This is a genomic window from Chloroflexota bacterium, assembly GCA_014360805.1.
In the GTDB taxonomy this organism is placed as follows: Bacteria; Chloroflexota; Anaerolineae; order DTLA01; family DTLA01; genus DTLA01.
Genome location: JACIWU010000014.1, coordinates 20,754 through 37,094 on the forward strand (window position 1 = coordinate 20,754; position 16,341 = coordinate 37,094).

Below are 16,341 nucleotides of genomic sequence, written 5' to 3' on the forward strand. Positions count from 1 at the left end.
CAGGGCATGGTCGTCGGCTAGAATCACCCGTATCTTGTCCCCCATAACCATCCTCCCTTAGGGTCAACGCTTGTTTCGCAGGCGGCCTAGCCTGCCGGGAGTTCTCCGTTTGCCGGCGGTGGCTCCTCGCCGTACAGCGCGGCGGCCCGCCGCAGGGCGTCGGCGACCGACCGCCGCAGGCTTTCGGGCGCGAGCACCTCGCAGTCGGGCCCCCAGCCCAGAATCCACGACTTCATCTCGCCGGGGTGCGCCACGTGGAACCGCAGGATGCACCCGCCATCGTCGCAGTCCTGCACCTCCTGGCTGCTGTGCCATCGGCCTTCCTTCACGCGCCGCGCCACGGCGGGGGTGAACCGCAGGACGACCTCCTTGGTCTCCTCGCCCCACATGATGCCCCAGGCGCTTTTCAGGAGCGAGGCCCCGTCAAACTCCGGCGGTACGGTGAAGGTTTCCTCCAGGAGTTCGGCGTCCAGAACGCGCTCCATCTTGAACGTGCGAACCTCACCGGCGTGGGATGCGTAGCCGATGACGTAGATGGCATGGCCCGGCCAGGAGGGCACGACCAGGTACGGCTCCAGCACCGTGTCGCGCACCTCGTCGCTGTGCAGCGACCGGTAGCGCATGTGCACCTTGCGCCCCGTGGCCCAGCCGAGGGTGATGACCTCAAAGGCGCGGGCGAACGGTGATTGTTCCTCGCCGAGCCTCTCGGAGACCATTTCGTGGATGACGTGCCCCACTTCGGCGGGCAGGGCGTCGGCCAGGGCGACCAGCGCCCGCGCCACGAATGGGTTCGGCTCGTCGCTGATCCTGTCCAGCAGCCGCGCCGCCAGGTACAGAGCGGCGGCCTCCTGGAGCGAGAAGTAGATGGGCGGAAGCGTGAACCGGTGGCCCTTCATCAGCCGCCAGCGCCAGTCCGGTTCCGCTACCAGGGGGAGCCGAAACGGCTCGTCCTGCAGGTCCTGGAGGTCGCGGTTGATGGTGCGGGGGTCCACGCCGCACAACCGCGCCAGTTCGGAGGCTTTGTACCCCCTCGGGTTCTGATAGAATAGCCGCTGGATGTACATCAGGCGTACCGAGCGATCCATGGACCTCCTCGCGACGGCGAAGGATTCTCGTGCCAATGGTGCGAGACGCGGGCTTTCCGCGCAGCGCGCTCGCATAGGCGCTCCAGAAGTATAGCACAGGGTTGGGGGAATGCAATTCCTCTAGGCCACCCCTCACCCTGGCCCTCTCCGTGCGAGCGTGGCGATGGGACGGGCGGGCGGCTATGGAAAGCCGCCCTACGTGTTCTCTCCGTGCGAGCGGGGCGAGGGGATTGCACCCCTCACCCTGGCCCTCTCCCCGCAGGCGGGGCGAGGGGACCCGCTGAAGGGGCGCCGATTTGACGGCGGCGAATTCCACGGCTACAATGCGCTTCCAATCGGAAAGAAAGGTGTCCACGTGTTTGAAACGCTTTCTACCAGACTCCAGGCCATATTTGACCGCCTGTCGGGTCGCGGCAAACTGTCCGAGCAGGACATAGATGCGGCGCTGCGAGAGGTGCGGCTGGCGCTGCTTGAGGCCGATGTCAACTTCACCGTGGTGAAGGCGTTCCTGGCGCGGGTGAAGGAGCGCGCGATGGGTGCCGAGGTGGCGCGCAGCCTCACGCCGGCGCAGCAGGTCATCAAGATCGTGCACCAGGAACTCATCGCCACGCTGGGCCAGTCGGCCAAACTGGACCTTTCGGGGCCGCCCCCGAACGTGGTCATGCTGGTCGGGCTGCAGGGTTCGGGCAAGACGACGACGGCCGCCAAACTGGCGCTGCACCTGCGCAAGGCGGGGCAGCGGCCCATGCTTGTGGCCGCCGACACCTACCGCCCCGCCGCCGTTACCCAGTTGGAGGTTCTGGGCGCGCAACTGGAGATTCCCGTCCACTCCGAGGGCACGAGCGTGCCGCCACCCCAGATTTGCGCCCACGCTCTGGACAAGGCGCGCAAGGCGGCGTACACCGTCCTCATCCTGGACACGGCGGGCCGCCTGCACATTGACGATCAGATGATGTCCGAACTGAAGGTCATCAAGGCCACGGTCAAGCCGAGCGAGGTTCTCCTGGTGGCCGACGCCATGACGGGCCAGGACGCGGTGCGCGTGGCCACGGAATTCAACGGGCAGGTGGGCCTCACGGGGCTGATCCTCACCAAGGTGGACGGCGACGCGCGCGGCGGCGCGGCCATTTCCATGCGCGAAGTTACAGGCGTGCCCATCAAGTTCCTGGCGACGGGCGAGAAACTGGACGCCCTGGAGGTTTTCCATCCCGACCGGCTGGCGTCGCGCATCCTGGGGATGGGCGACGTGCTGACGCTCATTGAGAGGGCAGAGGCGTCGCTGGACAAGGAGTCGGCGCTGGCGATGGCTCGCAAACTGCGGACCGCCACCTTTGACCTGGAGGATTTTCGCAAGCAGTTGCACGAGGTCCGCAAGATGGGGCCGATGAGCCAACTGCTGGAGATGATCCCAGGGCTGTCGCAGGCAAGCCGAGACATCCCCGCCGATCTGACCGAGAAACAGATGAAGCAGGTGGAGGCCATCATCAACTCCATGACGCCGGAGGAGCGGCGGCGCCCCGAGATCATCAACGCCAGTCGGAAGCGGCGCATTGCCCGCGGCAGCGGCACGACCGTGCAGGACGTGAACCAACTCTTGTCCCAGTTCCGACAGATGCAGCGGATGATGAAAGACCTGGCGGGCGGCAAGAAAGGCGGGCTATTCAACCTGTTCCGGTGATGCCGCGTTGGCAACCATTGTGAGGTTGGCGCTCGGATTTTGGCGTTTGCGGGGGCCTGTGGTATAGTATGTTGCTAATTTCTCAGGAGTAGGTTGAAGAATATGCTGCGTATTCGTTTGCGACGAGTTGGTGCCAAGAAACAGCCCAGTTACCGCATCGTGGTAACGGAGCGCGAAGCGCCCCGCGACGGCGCGTTCCTTGAGATCATCGGCTTCTACAACCCTCGGACGGAGCCGGAGACCGTGGAGATCAACGAGGAGCGGGCGCTGCACTGGCTGTCCCAGGGCGCGAAGCCCAGCGATGCCGTGATGCGGATGCTGACCAAGGCCGGCATCATGGACAAGTGGGCCGCCGCCAAGCAGGGCAGCACCGAGCAACCCACGGCGTAGCGAGACCCTGCACGCCGTTGGCGCGGCGACTCGGAGGGGCGCATCTGTGAAAGAACTCATTGAGTACATCGGCAAGTCCCTGGTGGACGATCCTTCGGCGGTGCGCGTGGACGAGCGCATAACTTCTTCGCGCATCATCATCCATCTGCGCGTCGGCTCCAAGGACATGGGGCGGGTCATCGGCAAGGAGGGGCGCGTGGCCAATGCCATGCGGGCGCTCCTGCGGGTGGGGGCCGCCCAGCGCGGGAAGCCCTACGTTTTGGAGATTGACTAATGCCCGATTTGGCGGATGGCCAATCGCTTCGCGACGCAAACGGCTCAGCCGAGCGAGACCTGCCGGCTGAGCCTCGCTTTTTGATTGTGGGCCAGGTGCGCGCGCCGCACGGCGTGCGAGGGGAACTGCGCGTGCAGGTGCTCACCGATTTCCCCGAACGGTTTCGGCAGGGCGCCGAGATTTGGATCGGGCCGGAGCCGCGCCGCTACACCATCCAGAAGGCGCGGTTCTACAAGGGCGATGTCGTCATCAAACTCGTCGGCCTGGACGACCGCAACGCGGTGGAGATGCTGCGCGGCGCGGAAATCTCGGTGCCCACCGAGCAGGCGATGCCCCTGCCCGCCGACACGTTCTACGTTCACCAGATCGTCGGGCTTCAAGTGTGGACGGACGCCGGCCAGCGCCTTGGGACGGTCTCGGAGGTGATCAGCCTGCCGGCCAATGATGTCTATGTGGTGGACACGCCGCAAGGCGAGGTCTGGCTGCCGGCCATTGCGGACGTCATCCTGGGGATAGACCTTGAGCAGGGCCGAATGACCGTTCACCTCATCCCTGGCCTCGTGTAGGCGACGCCCGCGCATCCCCGCAAGTTCCTTCTCTCCCAACTCAACTTCTGCGAGCGACGGTGGGCGTTGGGCCATTGCGTTCCGGAAGTGCGTCGCACCTGTGCCGATGAGTCGCTTTGCGGCGCGGCTTGACAGGTGGGCAAGGTTTGGATATCCTTGCCGCAAGGAGAGAGCAGGGTTGGATGAGGTTGCCTTCTGGGTAGGGTTCAATCTCGTGCCAGGGATAGGCCCGAAGCGCATCCGTCTGCTGCTGGATCACTTCGGAGAACTGTCGCGGGCCTGGGAGGCAAGCGCCTGGGATCTGTCGGCGGCGGGCCTGGACACTCGCTGCATCCAGGCGTTGCAGGAGACCCGCGCCAAAATCTCGCTGGAGCGGGAGATGGCGCGCGTGGAGCGGGCAGGCGCGACGATTCTCACCTGGCGCGATCCCGAGTACCCTCGCCTGCTGCGGAACATCGCGGCCTCGCCACCCCTGCTGTACGTTCGGGGCGAGATACTGCCCCGCGACGAACTGGCGCTGGCCGTGGTGGGCACGCGAAAGGCCAGCACCTACGGGCGCGAGGTGGCCCATCTGCTGGCGTCGGAGATCGCGCGGTGCGGCGTTACGATCGTCAGTGGGCTGGCGCGCGGGATTGACGGGGTGGCGCACCGCGCTGCACTGTCGGTGGGCGGCCGCACCATCGCCGTGCTGGGTTCGGGCGTGGACGTGATCTACCCCGCCGAGCACCGAGATTTGGCCGAGCGCATCATCCAGAACGGCGCGCTGGTCAGCGAGTGTCCCATCGGCGCGAAGCCGGAGGCGGGGAACTTTCCGGCGCGGAATCGGATTATCAGCGGGCTGGCGCTGGGGACGCTGGTGGTGGAGGCGGGCCGAGAAAGCGGCGCGCTGCTCACGGCACGCCACGCGCTGGAGCAGGGACGGGATGTGTTCGCCGTCCCTGGCAGCATCCTGGCTGCTGGCAGTCGCGGCGTCAACGAACTCATCCGCGACGGCGCGAAGCCGGTCGTCTGCGCGGAGGACATCCTCCAGGAACTCAACCTGAACATGGTGGAGGAATTCGTGCAGGCGCGGGAGGCTCTGCCGGAGGCAGGCGGAGAGGCGTTGCTCTTGCAGCACATGGCGGCGGAGCCGATTCACGTGGACGAGTTGGCGCGGGCCACCGGCATGTCCATCGCCGACGTGAACAGTACCCTGGTGATGATGGAACTCAAGGGTCTGGTGCGGCATGTCGGCAGCATGAACTATGTGGCCGTGCGCGAAGGGCGGCAGGTCTATCGTCCGTAACTTTCACGAGGGAAGGGGGACTTGACCATCGCTACGCTGAACATCCTCATACTCGCGGGGGGCTTGGGGACGCGTTTGTGGCCCAGCAGCCGCGAACACATGCCCAAGCACCTTTTGTCCCTGGGCGGAGACCGCTCGCTTCTCAGGGAAACCTACCTGCGGATTGCGCCTCTGGTGGAGCCGCGCCAGGTGTACGTGGCGACGGCGGCGGCCCATGCGGACCAGGTGCGCGCCCACCTGCCGGAATTGCCGCCTGAGAACATCCTCGTTGAGCCGATGGGCAAGGGGACGGCCCCCTGTATCGGGCTGGCGGCGCTGCACATGCGGCGCAAGAACCCCGACGGCGTCATGGCGTCGCTCCACGCCGACCACGTGATTTCGGACGCCGAGGGCTTTCGCGCCGCGCTGCGGTCGGCTGTGGCCCTGGCCGAGCAGGGCTACATCGCCACGCTGGGCATCACCCCGCGATGGGCCGAGACGGGCTTCGGGTACATAGAACGCGGGCATCCGCTGAACGACGCGGGGGTTGGCCCTGCGTATCACGTGGTTCAGTTCACCGAGAAGCCCGACGCGGCGCGGGCCCAGCAGTTTGTGGAGAGCGGCCGCTACTACTGGAATAGCGGAATCTTCGTCTGGCGAATCTCGCGCATCCTGGACGAGATGCGGAACCTGCTGCCCGACCTGTGCGCCGCCCTGGATGAGATTGACGGCGCGCTGGACAGGCCCGACGCGCAGGCCGTGCTGGAACGGGTCTGGCCGAGCATTCAGCCGGTTACGATAGACGTGGGGATTATGGAGAAGGCGCGTCGCGTGGCGGTCATTCCCATCTCGGTCGGCTGGAATGACGTGGGTTCGTGGAAGGCCGTGGCCGAGGTGGTGCCGGCGGACGAGCAGGGCAATGTGATCGTGGGCGAGCACGTCGCGCTGGACACCGAGGGCACGCTCATCTGGGGCGGGAAGCGGCTGGTGGCGGCCATCGGGCTGAAGGATATGGTCATCGTGGACACCGAAGATGTGGTGCTAGTGTGTCCCAAAGACCGCGCGCAGGATGTGAAAATCCTTGTGGAGATGCTCCGTAAGGGGAACAAGCGACAGTATCTTTAGATGTAACGTGCGTTCACAGCGGGGAGCGTGCAGACCGCAGAGGGCTGGATGGTTATCTTTCTCTGCAGCGTCGGTGCGCTCTGAGGTGAACCCAAATCACCGATGGGAAGAGAGGCGCATAGCATGGAAGCCTATTGCGTGAAGTGCAAGGCGCAGCGCGAAATGGTGGACGCCGAGCCGGTGTTCTTGGCGGGCGGGCGGCCGGCCACGCGCGGCCGGTGCGCGGTGTGCGGGACGACGCTCACGCGCCTGGGCCGCACGGAGGCGCACGACGCGCTCCCGGCCGACGCGGCCCCGAGGGGCGAGGGCAAACTGGTCATCGTGGAATCGCCAGCCAAGGCCCGCACCGTGGGTAAGTTCTTGGGCAAGGGCTACAAGGTCAAGCCCTCGGTTGGGCATATCCGCGACCTTCCGATGAATCGCATGGGCGTTGACCTGGAGAACAACTTCAAGCCTCGGTACGTGATTCCTGCCAAGAAGGCCGAGGTGGTGAAAGAACTGAAGAAGGAGGCCAGCGCTGCCGCGGAAATCTACCTGGCCACCGACCCCGACCGCGAGGGCGAGGCCATCTCCTGGCACCTGAAGGAGACGCTTGGGAGCAGCATCCGAGGCAAGCCGGTCTATCGCGTGGTGTTCCACGAGATCACCAAGCCCGCGATAGAGGAATCGTTCAGCCATCCGATGGGCATCAACCAGCATTTGGTGGACGCGCAGCAGACGCGCCGCATTCTGGATCGCATCGTGGGCTACACGTTGAGTCCGCTGCTGCGCGAGAACATGGGGCGCAACCGACTGTCGGCGGGCCGCGTGCAGTCCGTAGCCGTGCGGCTGGTGGTGGAGCGCGAGCGCGAGATTCAAGCCTTCGTGCCTGAAGAGTACTGGTCGGTGGATGTGGAACTGGCCAAGAAGCCGGAGGCGGCGAAGAAGCGGGGGGAGGACCGCCCGTTCCGCGCCGCGCTGGTCAAGGTGCGGGGCGACAAGTTTGAATGCCATCGGGGCGAAGACGCCCTGGCCCTCAAGGAGGATTTGGAGCGGTCGCTGTATGCGGTGCTGGAGGTGCGCGAGAAGGAGGTGAGGCGCAACCCGTCGCCGCCCTTTATTACCAGCACGCTCCAGCAGGAGGCTTCGCGCCGGTTGCATTTTTCGCCCAAGCGCACCATGGCCGTGGCGCAGCAGTTGTATGAGGGATTGCCCATCGGCGACGAGGGCAGCGTGGGCCTGATTACCTACATGCGCACCGACTCTACCAACGTGGCCGAGGTGGCGCAGCGGGAGGCGCTGGACTACATCGGCAAGAAGTTCGGCGCCAGTTTTGTGCCGCCCAAGCCCTGGACCTACAAGACCAAGGCGAAAGGCGCGCAGGAGGCGCACGAGGCCATCCGCCCCACCTCCGTTTTCCGGGAGCCGGCGGCCATCCGCCAGTACCTGACGTCGGATCAGTATCGCCTGTACGACCTCATCTGGAAGCGGTTTCTTGCCAGCCAGATGGCATCGGCGATTCTTGACACGGTCTCGGTGGACATCGCGGCGGACAGTCGGGTCTCGCCGGTGGGGAATCCGAACGCGACCTACGGCCTGCGGGCCACGGGATCGCGGGTGAAGTTCCCCGGCTTCATGCAGGTGTACATGGAGCGGCGCGAGGCAGACGAAGCGCCGGAGGAAGAAGGGGAAGAGGAGCGGATGCTCCCGCCGCTGTCGGTGGGCGAGATGCTGGACCTGCGAGGCGTGTTCCCGGAGCAGCATTTCACCCAGCCGCCCCCGCGCTACACGGAGGCGACGCTTGTCCGCGCGCTGGAGGAGAAGGGCATCGGCCGCCCCAGCACCTACGCGCCCATTCTGTCCACCATCCAGGAGCGGGGGTACGTGGAGCAGATTGAGGGGCGCAGGCTGGTGCCGACCGAACTGGGGTTCATCGTCAACGACCTGCTGGTCAAGCACTTCCCAGAAGTGATGGACGTGGGCTTCACGGCCGAGATGGAAAGCCGCCTGGACGAGGTGGCGTCGGGCGAGAAGGACTGGGTGCAGGTGCTCCGGGATTTCTACGAGCCGTTCCGCACGACCGTGGAGGCTGCGCGCCAGAATATGGAACCGACTACAATTCCCGTGGAGATGACGGACGAGGTCTGCGAGAAATGCGGCAGTCCGATGGTCATCAAGCGCGGGCGGTACGGCAAGTTCCTGGCGTGCAGCGCGTTCCCGAAGTGCCGCAACGCCAAGCCGCTGGTCTCGCCCACGGGAGCCAAATGCCCCGAGTGCGGCGGCGATTTGGTGGAGAAGCGCACGCGGCGTCGGCGTACCTTCTACGGATGCGCCAACTATCCCAACTGCAAGTTCGCCACCTGGAACCGGCCGCTGCCGCAACCCTGCCCGCACTGCGGCGGGCTCCTGACCGAGAAGCCGAAGTCGCCGGGCGTGGCGGTGTGCACAAAGTGCGGCGAGGAAACGCCAATCTCTGAACTGGCAGCGCAACCCGTGCAGAGTTAGGCAGCATCTATGAGCACACAAACCGAGCGCGCAGAGCCGTCCATTCTCCAGCGGCACCTGGACCGCTTTGTGGCGTACCTGCGGTACGAAAAGGGCGCGTCGCCGTACACCATCAAGAACTACAGAACCGAGATTCAGGAGTTCATAGACTTCGCGGCGGGCGAGGACGCCGAGGACTGGTCGGCGGTCAGTGTGCCGCTGATTCGGCGGTACCTTTTGTGGCTGAGCAGCCGCCATTTGGCGCAGGCGAGCGTCGCCCGTCGGCTGTCCGAACTTCGCTCCTTTGCCAAGTACCTCATGCGCAACGGCGAGATTGCGGAGAATCCGTTCCGCTTGGTCTCGCTCCCGCGGGTGCCGGAACGCCTCCCCCGGTATCTGGAGTACGCCGAAGTGCTGGCGATGCTCGGGGTTCCCGACACATCCACGCCCGCCGGCCTGCGCGACCGCGCCATCCTTGAGGTGATGTACGCCAGCGGCCTCCGCGTCTCCGAGGTGGTGGGGCTGAACGTGGGCGACTACGAGCGCGAGGAGGCGCGGCTGCGGGTGTGGGGCAAGGGCGCGAAGGAGCGAGTGGCCTTCCTGGGCGAGCCGGCATGCAGGGCGCTGGACGCCTATCTGGCCGAGGGGAGGCCGCGCCTGCTGGCCGCCGGGCACAGGCCCGCTGCGACCAACGCGCTCTTTGTGAACCGTTTCGGCCTGCGCCTGTCGTCGCGGAGTGTGGATACCCTGGTGCGGGAGACGGCCCGCGCCGCCGGCATCACCCGACGGGTAACGCCGCACGTCCTTCGGCACACGTTCGCCACGCATCTGCTGAACGGCGGGGCCGACCTGCGCTTCATCCAGGAGATGCTGGGCCACTCGGATATTGCCACTACCCAGGTGTACACCCACGTAAGCCAGGAGCGGCTCCGGGAGGTGTACCTGCGCGCCCACCCGCGTTCGCGCGGATAACGGCGCCGGCGGGCAGGCGCAAGGCGCGAGAACCGCGCCGGTGGCACGCTGATTGCACACACGAGAGGAGGATGATGACGATGACAACGGAACGCCTGGCCAGGCTGCGCGAGCGGATGGCCGCTCTGGAACTGCCCGCCATGCTGATCTCGCAGCCGCTGAATCGGTACTATCTGAGCGGGTTCTCGGGTTCGGCGGGGACGCTGTTTGTCTCCGCGGACCGGGCCGTGTTGCTAACGGACTCGCGGTACACGGAGCGCGCGGCGGGCGAAGCGCCGGGCTTTGAGATCGTGAAACTGGAGCGGGACGTGGCGCAGGCACTGCCCGACCTTCTCGCGCAGGCGGGCGTGGATCGGGTCGGATTTGAGAGCGCGCACCTGACCTACGCCAAGCACAAGGCGTGGGCTGAGAAGGTCGGCGAAGCGGCTCTCGTGCCGACGCAAGGGGTCGTGGAGGAACTTCGGGCTGTGAAGGAGGAGGGGGAAATCGCCCTCATCCGCAAGGCGGTTGAGATCGCGGACGCGGCCTACGCGCACCTGAAGCGCACCATTCGGCCGGGGATGACGGAGAAGCAGGTCGCCTGGGAATTGGAGGTCTGGATGCGGACTCATGGGGCCGATGGCATCGCCTTTGACATCATCGTGGGGTCGGGGCCCAACGGAGCGATGCCCCACGCGCTGGCGTCGGACCGCGAGATTCGCGCGGGCGAGCCTATCGTCGTGGACATGGGGGCCCGGGTGAGCGGCTATCACTCGGATCTCACGCGAACCCTGTGGCTGGGCGATGCGGACGGCACATTCCGCGAGGTGTACGACGTGGTGCTGCGCGCGCAGGAGGCGGCGGAAGCGAGGCTGGGGCCCGGCGCGCTGGGGCCTGATGTGGACGCCGCGGCCCGCGCCATCATCGCCGATGCCGGCCACGGCGACAAGTTCGGCCACGGCTTGGGGCACGGCGTGGGGCTGGCCGTGCACGAGTTGCCCGGCCTCAACCAGCGCACGCAGGACACGCTGGCGCCCGGGCATGTGGTTACGGTGGAGCCGGGGATTTATCTCAGCGGGTGGGGCGGCGTGCGCATTGAGGACATGGCGCTGATCACCGCGTCGGGCGCGGAGATTCTGACCAAGGCCGACAAGGATCCCATCGTTCGGATTTGAGTTCCGTCTCGGTTCCGAAGTTTGTGGGTCGCGCCATGGGCGCAGGTGCGCCGCACCTCGGTTGCCAACACAAGACGGGGCCGAATCTGAGTTCCGGTCGGCGTTGTTTTTCGTGGGATATTGTGCTACAATGCAGCACAAATGTCCAGGGTAGTGCGCGGGTGCGAGCCCGTTCGCGCTCGCCAGTCGCGCGCAGCAGCACCTCATGTCAGGAGGGACAAAGATGTTGAACCAGTTGAAGAAGAAGGAGGTCATTGCCGCCGGGATTGCGGGGTTGATCCTGGGTCTTCTGCTGGGCTGGCTGGTCATCGGCTGGTGGCTCTGGCCCGTGAAGTGGGTGGACGCGGACCCCTGGGATTTGCGGGCCGAGCACAAGCAGGCCTACGTGGCCATGGTTGCGGATTCCCTGGCGACCAACGGCGACTCGGGCCTGGCGCAGCAGCGGCTGCGTAACTGGGACAGGAAGGAACTGTCGCAGATTCTGCAGGACTTGATTGAGGACCGCCGCGCCAGGCAGATGGGCCTGGAAGCCCAGAATCTGGAGATGCTGCGCTCGGCGCTGGGACTTGAGGCGGCAACTGCTGCCCCCACGCCTGCCGCTCAGCCTCCCGCGAAGGGCACGTCGGGCTTCCTGCGCTGGCTCCCGCTCATTCTGGGCGTCGTCGTGCTGTTGCTCCTTGCGCTTGCGGCCATCGGGTGGCTCACGCGCAGGCAGAAGGGAGCGGCCAGACGTCCTGCGCCGTCGCGCGCGCCCGCGCCTCCCGCGGCGGATGGAACAACCCCGCTCACCAGTTTCGTCGCCACATACCGATTGGGCGAGGCCGCCTACGACGAATCCTTCAGCATTGAGTCGCCCGAGGGGGAGTTCCTGGGCGAATGCGGGATGGGCATCAGCGAGACGCTGGCGGAAGGCTCGCCCAACCGCGTTACGGCCCTGGAAATCTGGCTGTTTGACAAGACGGACATCCGCACGGTAACCAAGGTCCTCATGAGCGAGTGGGCGCACGGAGATGCCGACATGCGGGCGGCCCTTGCGCCCAAGGGTGAACTGCTGCTTGCCTCGCCGGGGCAGGAGGTAATCCTGGAGACGGAACGCCTGCGTGTGAAGGCCACGGTGGCCGAGGTTTCCTACGGCAGCGAGCCGCCGGCCAACAGTTACTTTGAGCGGATGGTGGTGCGGTTGGAGCCGTTCCTGAAGCAGGCCACCGCACAGCCAGCGTAGTGGATGCGGAACGACGCGCCGCCGGATGGCTCTGGCGGCGCGTCGTCGCGTCATACCTGAACCGACGGGTCAAAGAGCCGCTGGTGCTCTTGGATGGCGTAGCGGTCGGTCATCCCCGCGATGTAGTCGCAGATCACGCAGGCCAGGTCGCCGCTCTCGCAACTGCGTTCCTCCACCGCGAAGGGCAGTTGGGCGGGGTTCTGCATGTAGGCGCGGAAGAGGTCGCCGATCATCCGCTTGGCCTTTTGCGACATGCGGACCATGCGATAGTGGCGGTAGAAGTTCTTCATCAGGAAATCCTTCAGGGCGCGGTTCTTCTGCCGCAATTCCTCGGAGAAGCGCACGATGGGAACGCCCAGGTTCCTCACGTCTTCCACCGAGTTGACGCCGTAGTGCGCCAGTAGGCGGCTCGTCTCCTGGACGACGTCGGTAACCTCCCGCCCGATGAGTTTGCGTATCAGCCGATGGCGCGTGAGTTCGTCAAACATCCCAGGCGGGACGCGGAGCGCGGCCAGGAGTTCCTCCCACAACTCCATGCCGCGCAGCATGTCGGGATGCAGGATGCCCGCCCGCAGGCCGTCGTCCAGGTCATGGGAGTTGTAGGCGATTTCGTCGGCCACGTTGACGATTTGGGCTTCCAGCGTTGCGGCCTTGTCCGGCTCGTAGCCCGTGGCGGCGCTCTTGTCGTACTCGGTCTCGTGCTTGATCATCCCCTCGCGCACTTCCCAGGTGAGGTTCAGGCCGCGGAACTCGGGATAGCGGCGCTCCAATTCCTCTACGATGCGCACGGATTGGCGGTTGTGGTCAAAGCCGCCGCGGTCCTGCATGAGTTCGTTCAGCGCCTCCTCGCCCGAGTGGCCGAAGGGGGTGTGCCCCAGGTCGTGGGCCAGGGCGATGGCCTCGGCCAGGTCTTCGTTGGCGCCCAGGGCGCGCGCGACGGTGCGGGCGATCTGCGCTACCTCAAGGGTATGCGTGAGGCGCGTCCGATAGTAGTCGCCCTCGGTGTTCACGAAGACCTGTGTCTTGTACTCCAGGCGGCGGAAGGCGGTGGTGTGGATAATGCGGTCTCGGTCGCGCTGAAACGCGGTGCGGTAGGGATGTTCGTCTTCGGGGTACTTGCGCCCGCGGGATTGGCCGCTCTTGGCCGCGTAGGGCGCGAGCGTGGTGGCCTCTATCTCCTCAAGTTTCTCTCTCGTGTAGATCATGGGCAACCTCGTGCGACCGGGCAGGCGGGTTGCGCTGCCGTTATATGCTCCTAGTTTAGCGGGGGTTGAGGTCTGTGTCAACCCGACTTGAAAGTTGCCGCGCCTTGGTCTATACTGGCGATGAGCACGCAGTGAAGACTACGCAAGGAGGCCAGACATGGTATTGGGGCCGCGCACATCCGAGGAACGGTACGGGCCGGCGCTGGAGAAGGCGCTGGAGGATTGGAAGAGGCGAGATCCGCAGGAGACGGCCTGGAAGGCGGGCGCCGACTATGACACCGCTTCGGGCATGGTGTCGCTGACGCTGACGGGCGAGAAGTACACCATCCACCACCCCGATGGGGAGGTGCGCCTGGTGGGGAACAATGCCGAGGTGCCCATCACGACGCGGATTCTGCTGTTGCACTACCTGCTGACCGCCGACGGCGCGCCGCCCGCAGGCCGGTGGGTTGCGTTCCGCGAACTGCCCGACGCGATGGTGTACGATCCGGCGTTCCAGGGGCGGGCCAGCCACCGCATCCGCGCGCGCTTCGGCACCGACCTGGAAGCCTTCCATCGCGCGGCGCGGGCACTGGGCGGGGACAGGCTGAGTTTCGGGGATGCGTCGTATCTCTTCCGCGCGCTTCCCCGCGTGTGGCTCGCCGTCATCGTGTACAAGGGCGACGAGGAGTTCTCGCCGTCGGCCAACGTGCTGTTTGACGCCGCCGCGGCCAACTACCTGCCGACCGAGGACCTGGCGGTGCTGGGCGGGTATCTGGCGTCGCGGCTCATCCACGCCGCCGGAAAATAGCCATGCAGTTCCCCCGCCCGCTGGTCCCTGGCCGCTTCGTGGCGCGCGAGAATCGGTTTCGCGCCACGGTGGAGATGGCCGGCGGCCTCGCGCCCGTTCACGTGCCCAATTCGGGGCGCATACGCGAACTGCTGGTCGCCGGTGCCGACGTTCGGCTTGCCCCTGCGGGCGGGGTGGGACGCCGCACCGCCTTTGACCTCGCGCTGGTGCGGGGCGGGGCCGGCTGGGTCTCCGTGGACGCGCGCCTGCCACCGCGCCTTTTCGCCGAGTGGCTGCGCCAGGGCGGGGGCGGCCCGCTGGCCGGGTGGCTGCCGGTGCGGGCGGAAGTGCCCGTGGAATCCGGCCGCGTGGATCTTCTGTTGGGCCGCGGGCGCGAACTCTGCTGGGTGGAGACGAAAAGCGTAACGCTTGTGCGCGAAGGCGTGGCGCTTTTCCCCGACGCGCCGACGGAACGGGGCCGTCGCCATGTGCAGGCGCTGGCCGTGGCCGGGCGATGCGCCGCGGTGGTGTTCGTGGTGCAGCGCGGCGATGCGACGCACTTCCGCCCGAACGACGAGACGGACCCAGCATTCGGCGCGGCGTTGAGGCGCGCGATGCAGCAGGGCGTAACGGTGGTCTGTTGCGCCTGCGACGTGAGCGAGCAGGGGGTGCACGTCGTCGGCGAGATTCCCGCGGGTTAGTCCGGATCGTCGTCGGCGTCCTTCAGGAGCGAGGCCCGCCGAATGGCGTTGCGCCCGAACTTTTCGCGGATTTCGTCCAAGGTGCGGGCCAGTTTGTCGTCGCGGGGGTGGGTCTGGTCAAACAGGCCGAGTTGGCGATAGGGCGCGGTTTCCAGGTTGGCGACGCCCACACCGACGAGCCTGACGGCGCGCCCCTTCTGCCAGTGCCTGTCCCACAGGTCAAGGACGGTCTCGTAGATGTCGCGGGCCGAGTCGGTGGGCATGGGCAGGGTCTGGCTTCTCAGTACTGTGGTGAAGTCGTGGTAGCGCAGTTTCAGCCGCACGGTGCGTCCGGCCTGCCCGTTGGCGCGGAGGCGGGCGGCGACCTTGTCGCTCAGGCGCAGCAACTCCTGCTTGAGGAACGCCTCATCTTTCTGGTCTGTGGCGAAGGTCTCCTCGTTGCTGACCGACTTGGCCTGCCACTCGGTGATGACGGGGCTGTCGTCCAGGCCCAGCGCGCGCCGCTTCAACTCCACGGCGTGCGGGCCGAACGCCTGCACCAGCGCCTCCGCGGGCAGGGCGGCCAGGTCTCCGATGGTCTCCACTCCCAGGCGGTGGAGCGCCGACGCGGTAACTTTGCCCACGCCCCAGAGGCGCTCCACGGGCAACGGGGCGAGGAACTCGGCCTCTCGCCCGTGCTCCACGTACACGAACCCGTGCGGCTTGTGCAGGTCGGACGCGATCTTGGCGACCAGTTTGTTGGACGCCAGGCCGACTGACGCTGACAGCCCCACTTCGTCCATCACGCGCTGTTGGATGCGGCGCGCCACTTCGGGAATGGGCCCCAAGAGGCGTTCGCAGCCCGTGAGGTCCAGAAAGGCCTCGTCAATGGAGATTTGCTCCAGCAGGGGCGAGAACTCGCGCAAGATGGCCATGACCCGCTCGGAGAACTCGCCGTACACGTGGTGGCGCGGGTGGATCACGATGGCGTGCGGGCAGAGTTTCAGCGCGCGGGCGGTGGGCATGGCGGAACGCACGCCGTACTTGCGCGCGGCATACGAGGCGGACGCGACGACCCCGCGCTGGGCCGGGGACGCGCCCACGATGATGGGCTTGCCGCGCAGGTCGGGGTTCAGGAGTTCCTCTACCGACGCGAAGAAGGCGTCCAGGTCTATGTGCAGAATCCAGCGCAGGCGCTTTTCGCCGGGCGGGGCGCTCCCGGAGTTGGACTGTTTCTCGGCCTTGTGCAGATGCTGAGCCATACTCCCTCGCGCACGGAAGGGGCACTCGTCGAGCAGGCTTGCGGCGCGCCCGAGATCGGAAGCCTTGCCGCGCTCTGGCATTCATTGTAATGGCGCGGGCCTGCGCGTCAAGCGGGGCGAGGGGCCACCCCTCACCCTAGCCCTCGCCCCGCAAGCGGGGCGAGGGAACCCGCATGGCGGGCGGCTATGGGAAGCCGCCCTACGTGTTCTGTTGGTGGGGCCACCCCTCACC

Annotated in this window: 14 protein-coding genes and 1 pseudogene; 12 read left to right on the forward strand and 3 right to left on the reverse strand. The window is 66.4% G+C overall.

Annotated elements, in window-relative coordinates; all coding sequences use genetic code 11:
• Positions 1–86 precede the first annotated feature (86 nt).
• The gene (locus tag H5T65_03940; GenBank protein ID MBC7258377.1) at positions 87–1,085 is read right to left on the reverse strand and encodes a WYL domain-containing protein; all 999 of its coding nucleotides are present in this window, start codon (positions 1,083–1,085) and stop codon (positions 87–89) included.
• A 355-nt stretch (positions 1,086–1,440) separates the two neighbouring features.
• Between H5T65_03940 and ffh the strand changes: the two genes are divergently transcribed.
• From ffh to H5T65_03990, 10 genes and pseudogenes are all read left to right on the forward strand, one after another.
• A complete protein-coding gene (ffh, locus tag H5T65_03945; GenBank protein MBC7258378.1) occupies positions 1,441–2,763 on the forward strand; it encodes a signal recognition particle protein in 1,323 nt (440 codons plus the stop codon).
• 102 nt (positions 2,764–2,865) lie between these two features.
• Positions 2,866–3,153, forward strand: coding sequence for a 30S ribosomal protein S16 (rpsP, locus tag H5T65_03950; GenBank protein ID MBC7258379.1), 288 nt, complete (start codon positions 2,866–2,868; stop codon positions 3,151–3,153).
• Positions 3,154–3,199: 46 nt separating this feature from the next.
• Entirely contained in the window at positions 3,200–3,427 is a 228-nt protein-coding gene (locus H5T65_03955) for a KH domain-containing protein (GenBank protein ID MBC7258380.1), read from the forward strand.
• A complete protein-coding gene (gene rimM / locus H5T65_03960; GenBank protein ID MBC7258381.1) occupies positions 3,427–3,993 on the forward strand; it encodes a 16S rRNA processing protein RimM in 567 nt (188 codons plus the stop codon). Before H5T65_03955 ends, rimM begins: the two co-directional genes overlap by 1 nt.
• A 178-nt stretch (positions 3,994–4,171) precedes the next feature.
• The gene (gene dprA / locus H5T65_03965; protein ID MBC7258382.1) at positions 4,172–5,278 is read left to right on the forward strand and encodes a DNA-protecting protein DprA; all 1,107 of its coding nucleotides are present in this window, start codon (positions 4,172–4,174) and stop codon (positions 5,276–5,278) included.
• A 45-nt stretch (positions 5,279–5,323) separates the two neighbouring features.
• A pseudogene (locus H5T65_03970) lies at positions 5,324–6,382 on the forward strand (NTP transferase domain-containing protein).
• A 162-nt stretch (positions 6,383–6,544) separates the two neighbouring features.
• A complete protein-coding gene (topA, locus tag H5T65_03975) occupies positions 6,545–8,866 on the forward strand; it encodes a type I DNA topoisomerase (protein MBC7258383.1) in 2,322 nt (773 codons plus the stop codon).
• Between the two features lie 9 nt (positions 8,867–8,875).
• On the forward strand, positions 8,876–9,817 hold the full coding sequence (locus tag H5T65_03980) for a tyrosine recombinase XerC (GenBank protein MBC7258384.1): 942 nt from the start codon (positions 8,876–8,878) through the stop codon (positions 9,815–9,817).
• Positions 9,818–9,888: 71 nt separating this feature from the next.
• Positions 9,889–10,971: an aminopeptidase P family protein gene (locus H5T65_03985; GenBank protein MBC7258385.1), complete on the forward strand. Its 1,083-nt coding sequence runs from the start codon at positions 9,889–9,891 to the stop codon at positions 10,969–10,971.
• Between the two features lie 223 nt (positions 10,972–11,194).
• Positions 11,195–12,193: a hypothetical protein gene (locus H5T65_03990; GenBank protein ID MBC7258386.1), complete on the forward strand. Its 999-nt coding sequence runs from the start codon at positions 11,195–11,197 to the stop codon at positions 12,191–12,193.
• Positions 12,194–12,243: 50 nt separating this feature from the next.
• Here H5T65_03990 and H5T65_03995 read toward each other — a convergent pair whose 3' ends face one another.
• Entirely contained in the window at positions 12,244–13,398 is a 1,155-nt protein-coding gene (locus tag H5T65_03995; protein ID MBC7258387.1) for a deoxyguanosinetriphosphate triphosphohydrolase, read from the reverse strand.
• A gap of 157 nt (positions 13,399–13,555) precedes the next feature.
• On the opposite strand from H5T65_03995, the gene H5T65_04000 reads away from it, so the two are divergent.
• The gene (locus H5T65_04000) at positions 13,556–14,188 is read left to right on the forward strand and encodes a DUF3786 domain-containing protein (protein ID MBC7258388.1); all 633 of its coding nucleotides are present in this window, start codon (positions 13,556–13,558) and stop codon (positions 14,186–14,188) included.
• A 2-nt stretch (positions 14,189–14,190) separates the two neighbouring features.
• Positions 14,191–14,868, forward strand: coding sequence for a DNA/RNA nuclease SfsA (gene sfsA, locus H5T65_04005; GenBank protein MBC7258389.1), 678 nt, complete (start codon positions 14,191–14,193; stop codon positions 14,866–14,868).
• On the opposite strand, the gene H5T65_04010 is transcribed toward sfsA, so the two are convergent.
• A complete protein-coding gene (locus H5T65_04010; GenBank protein MBC7258390.1) occupies positions 14,865–16,109 on the reverse strand; it encodes a DNA polymerase IV in 1,245 nt (414 codons plus the stop codon). The genes sfsA and H5T65_04010 overlap by 4 nt on opposite strands.
• Between the last annotated feature and the right edge of the window lie 232 nt (positions 16,110–16,341).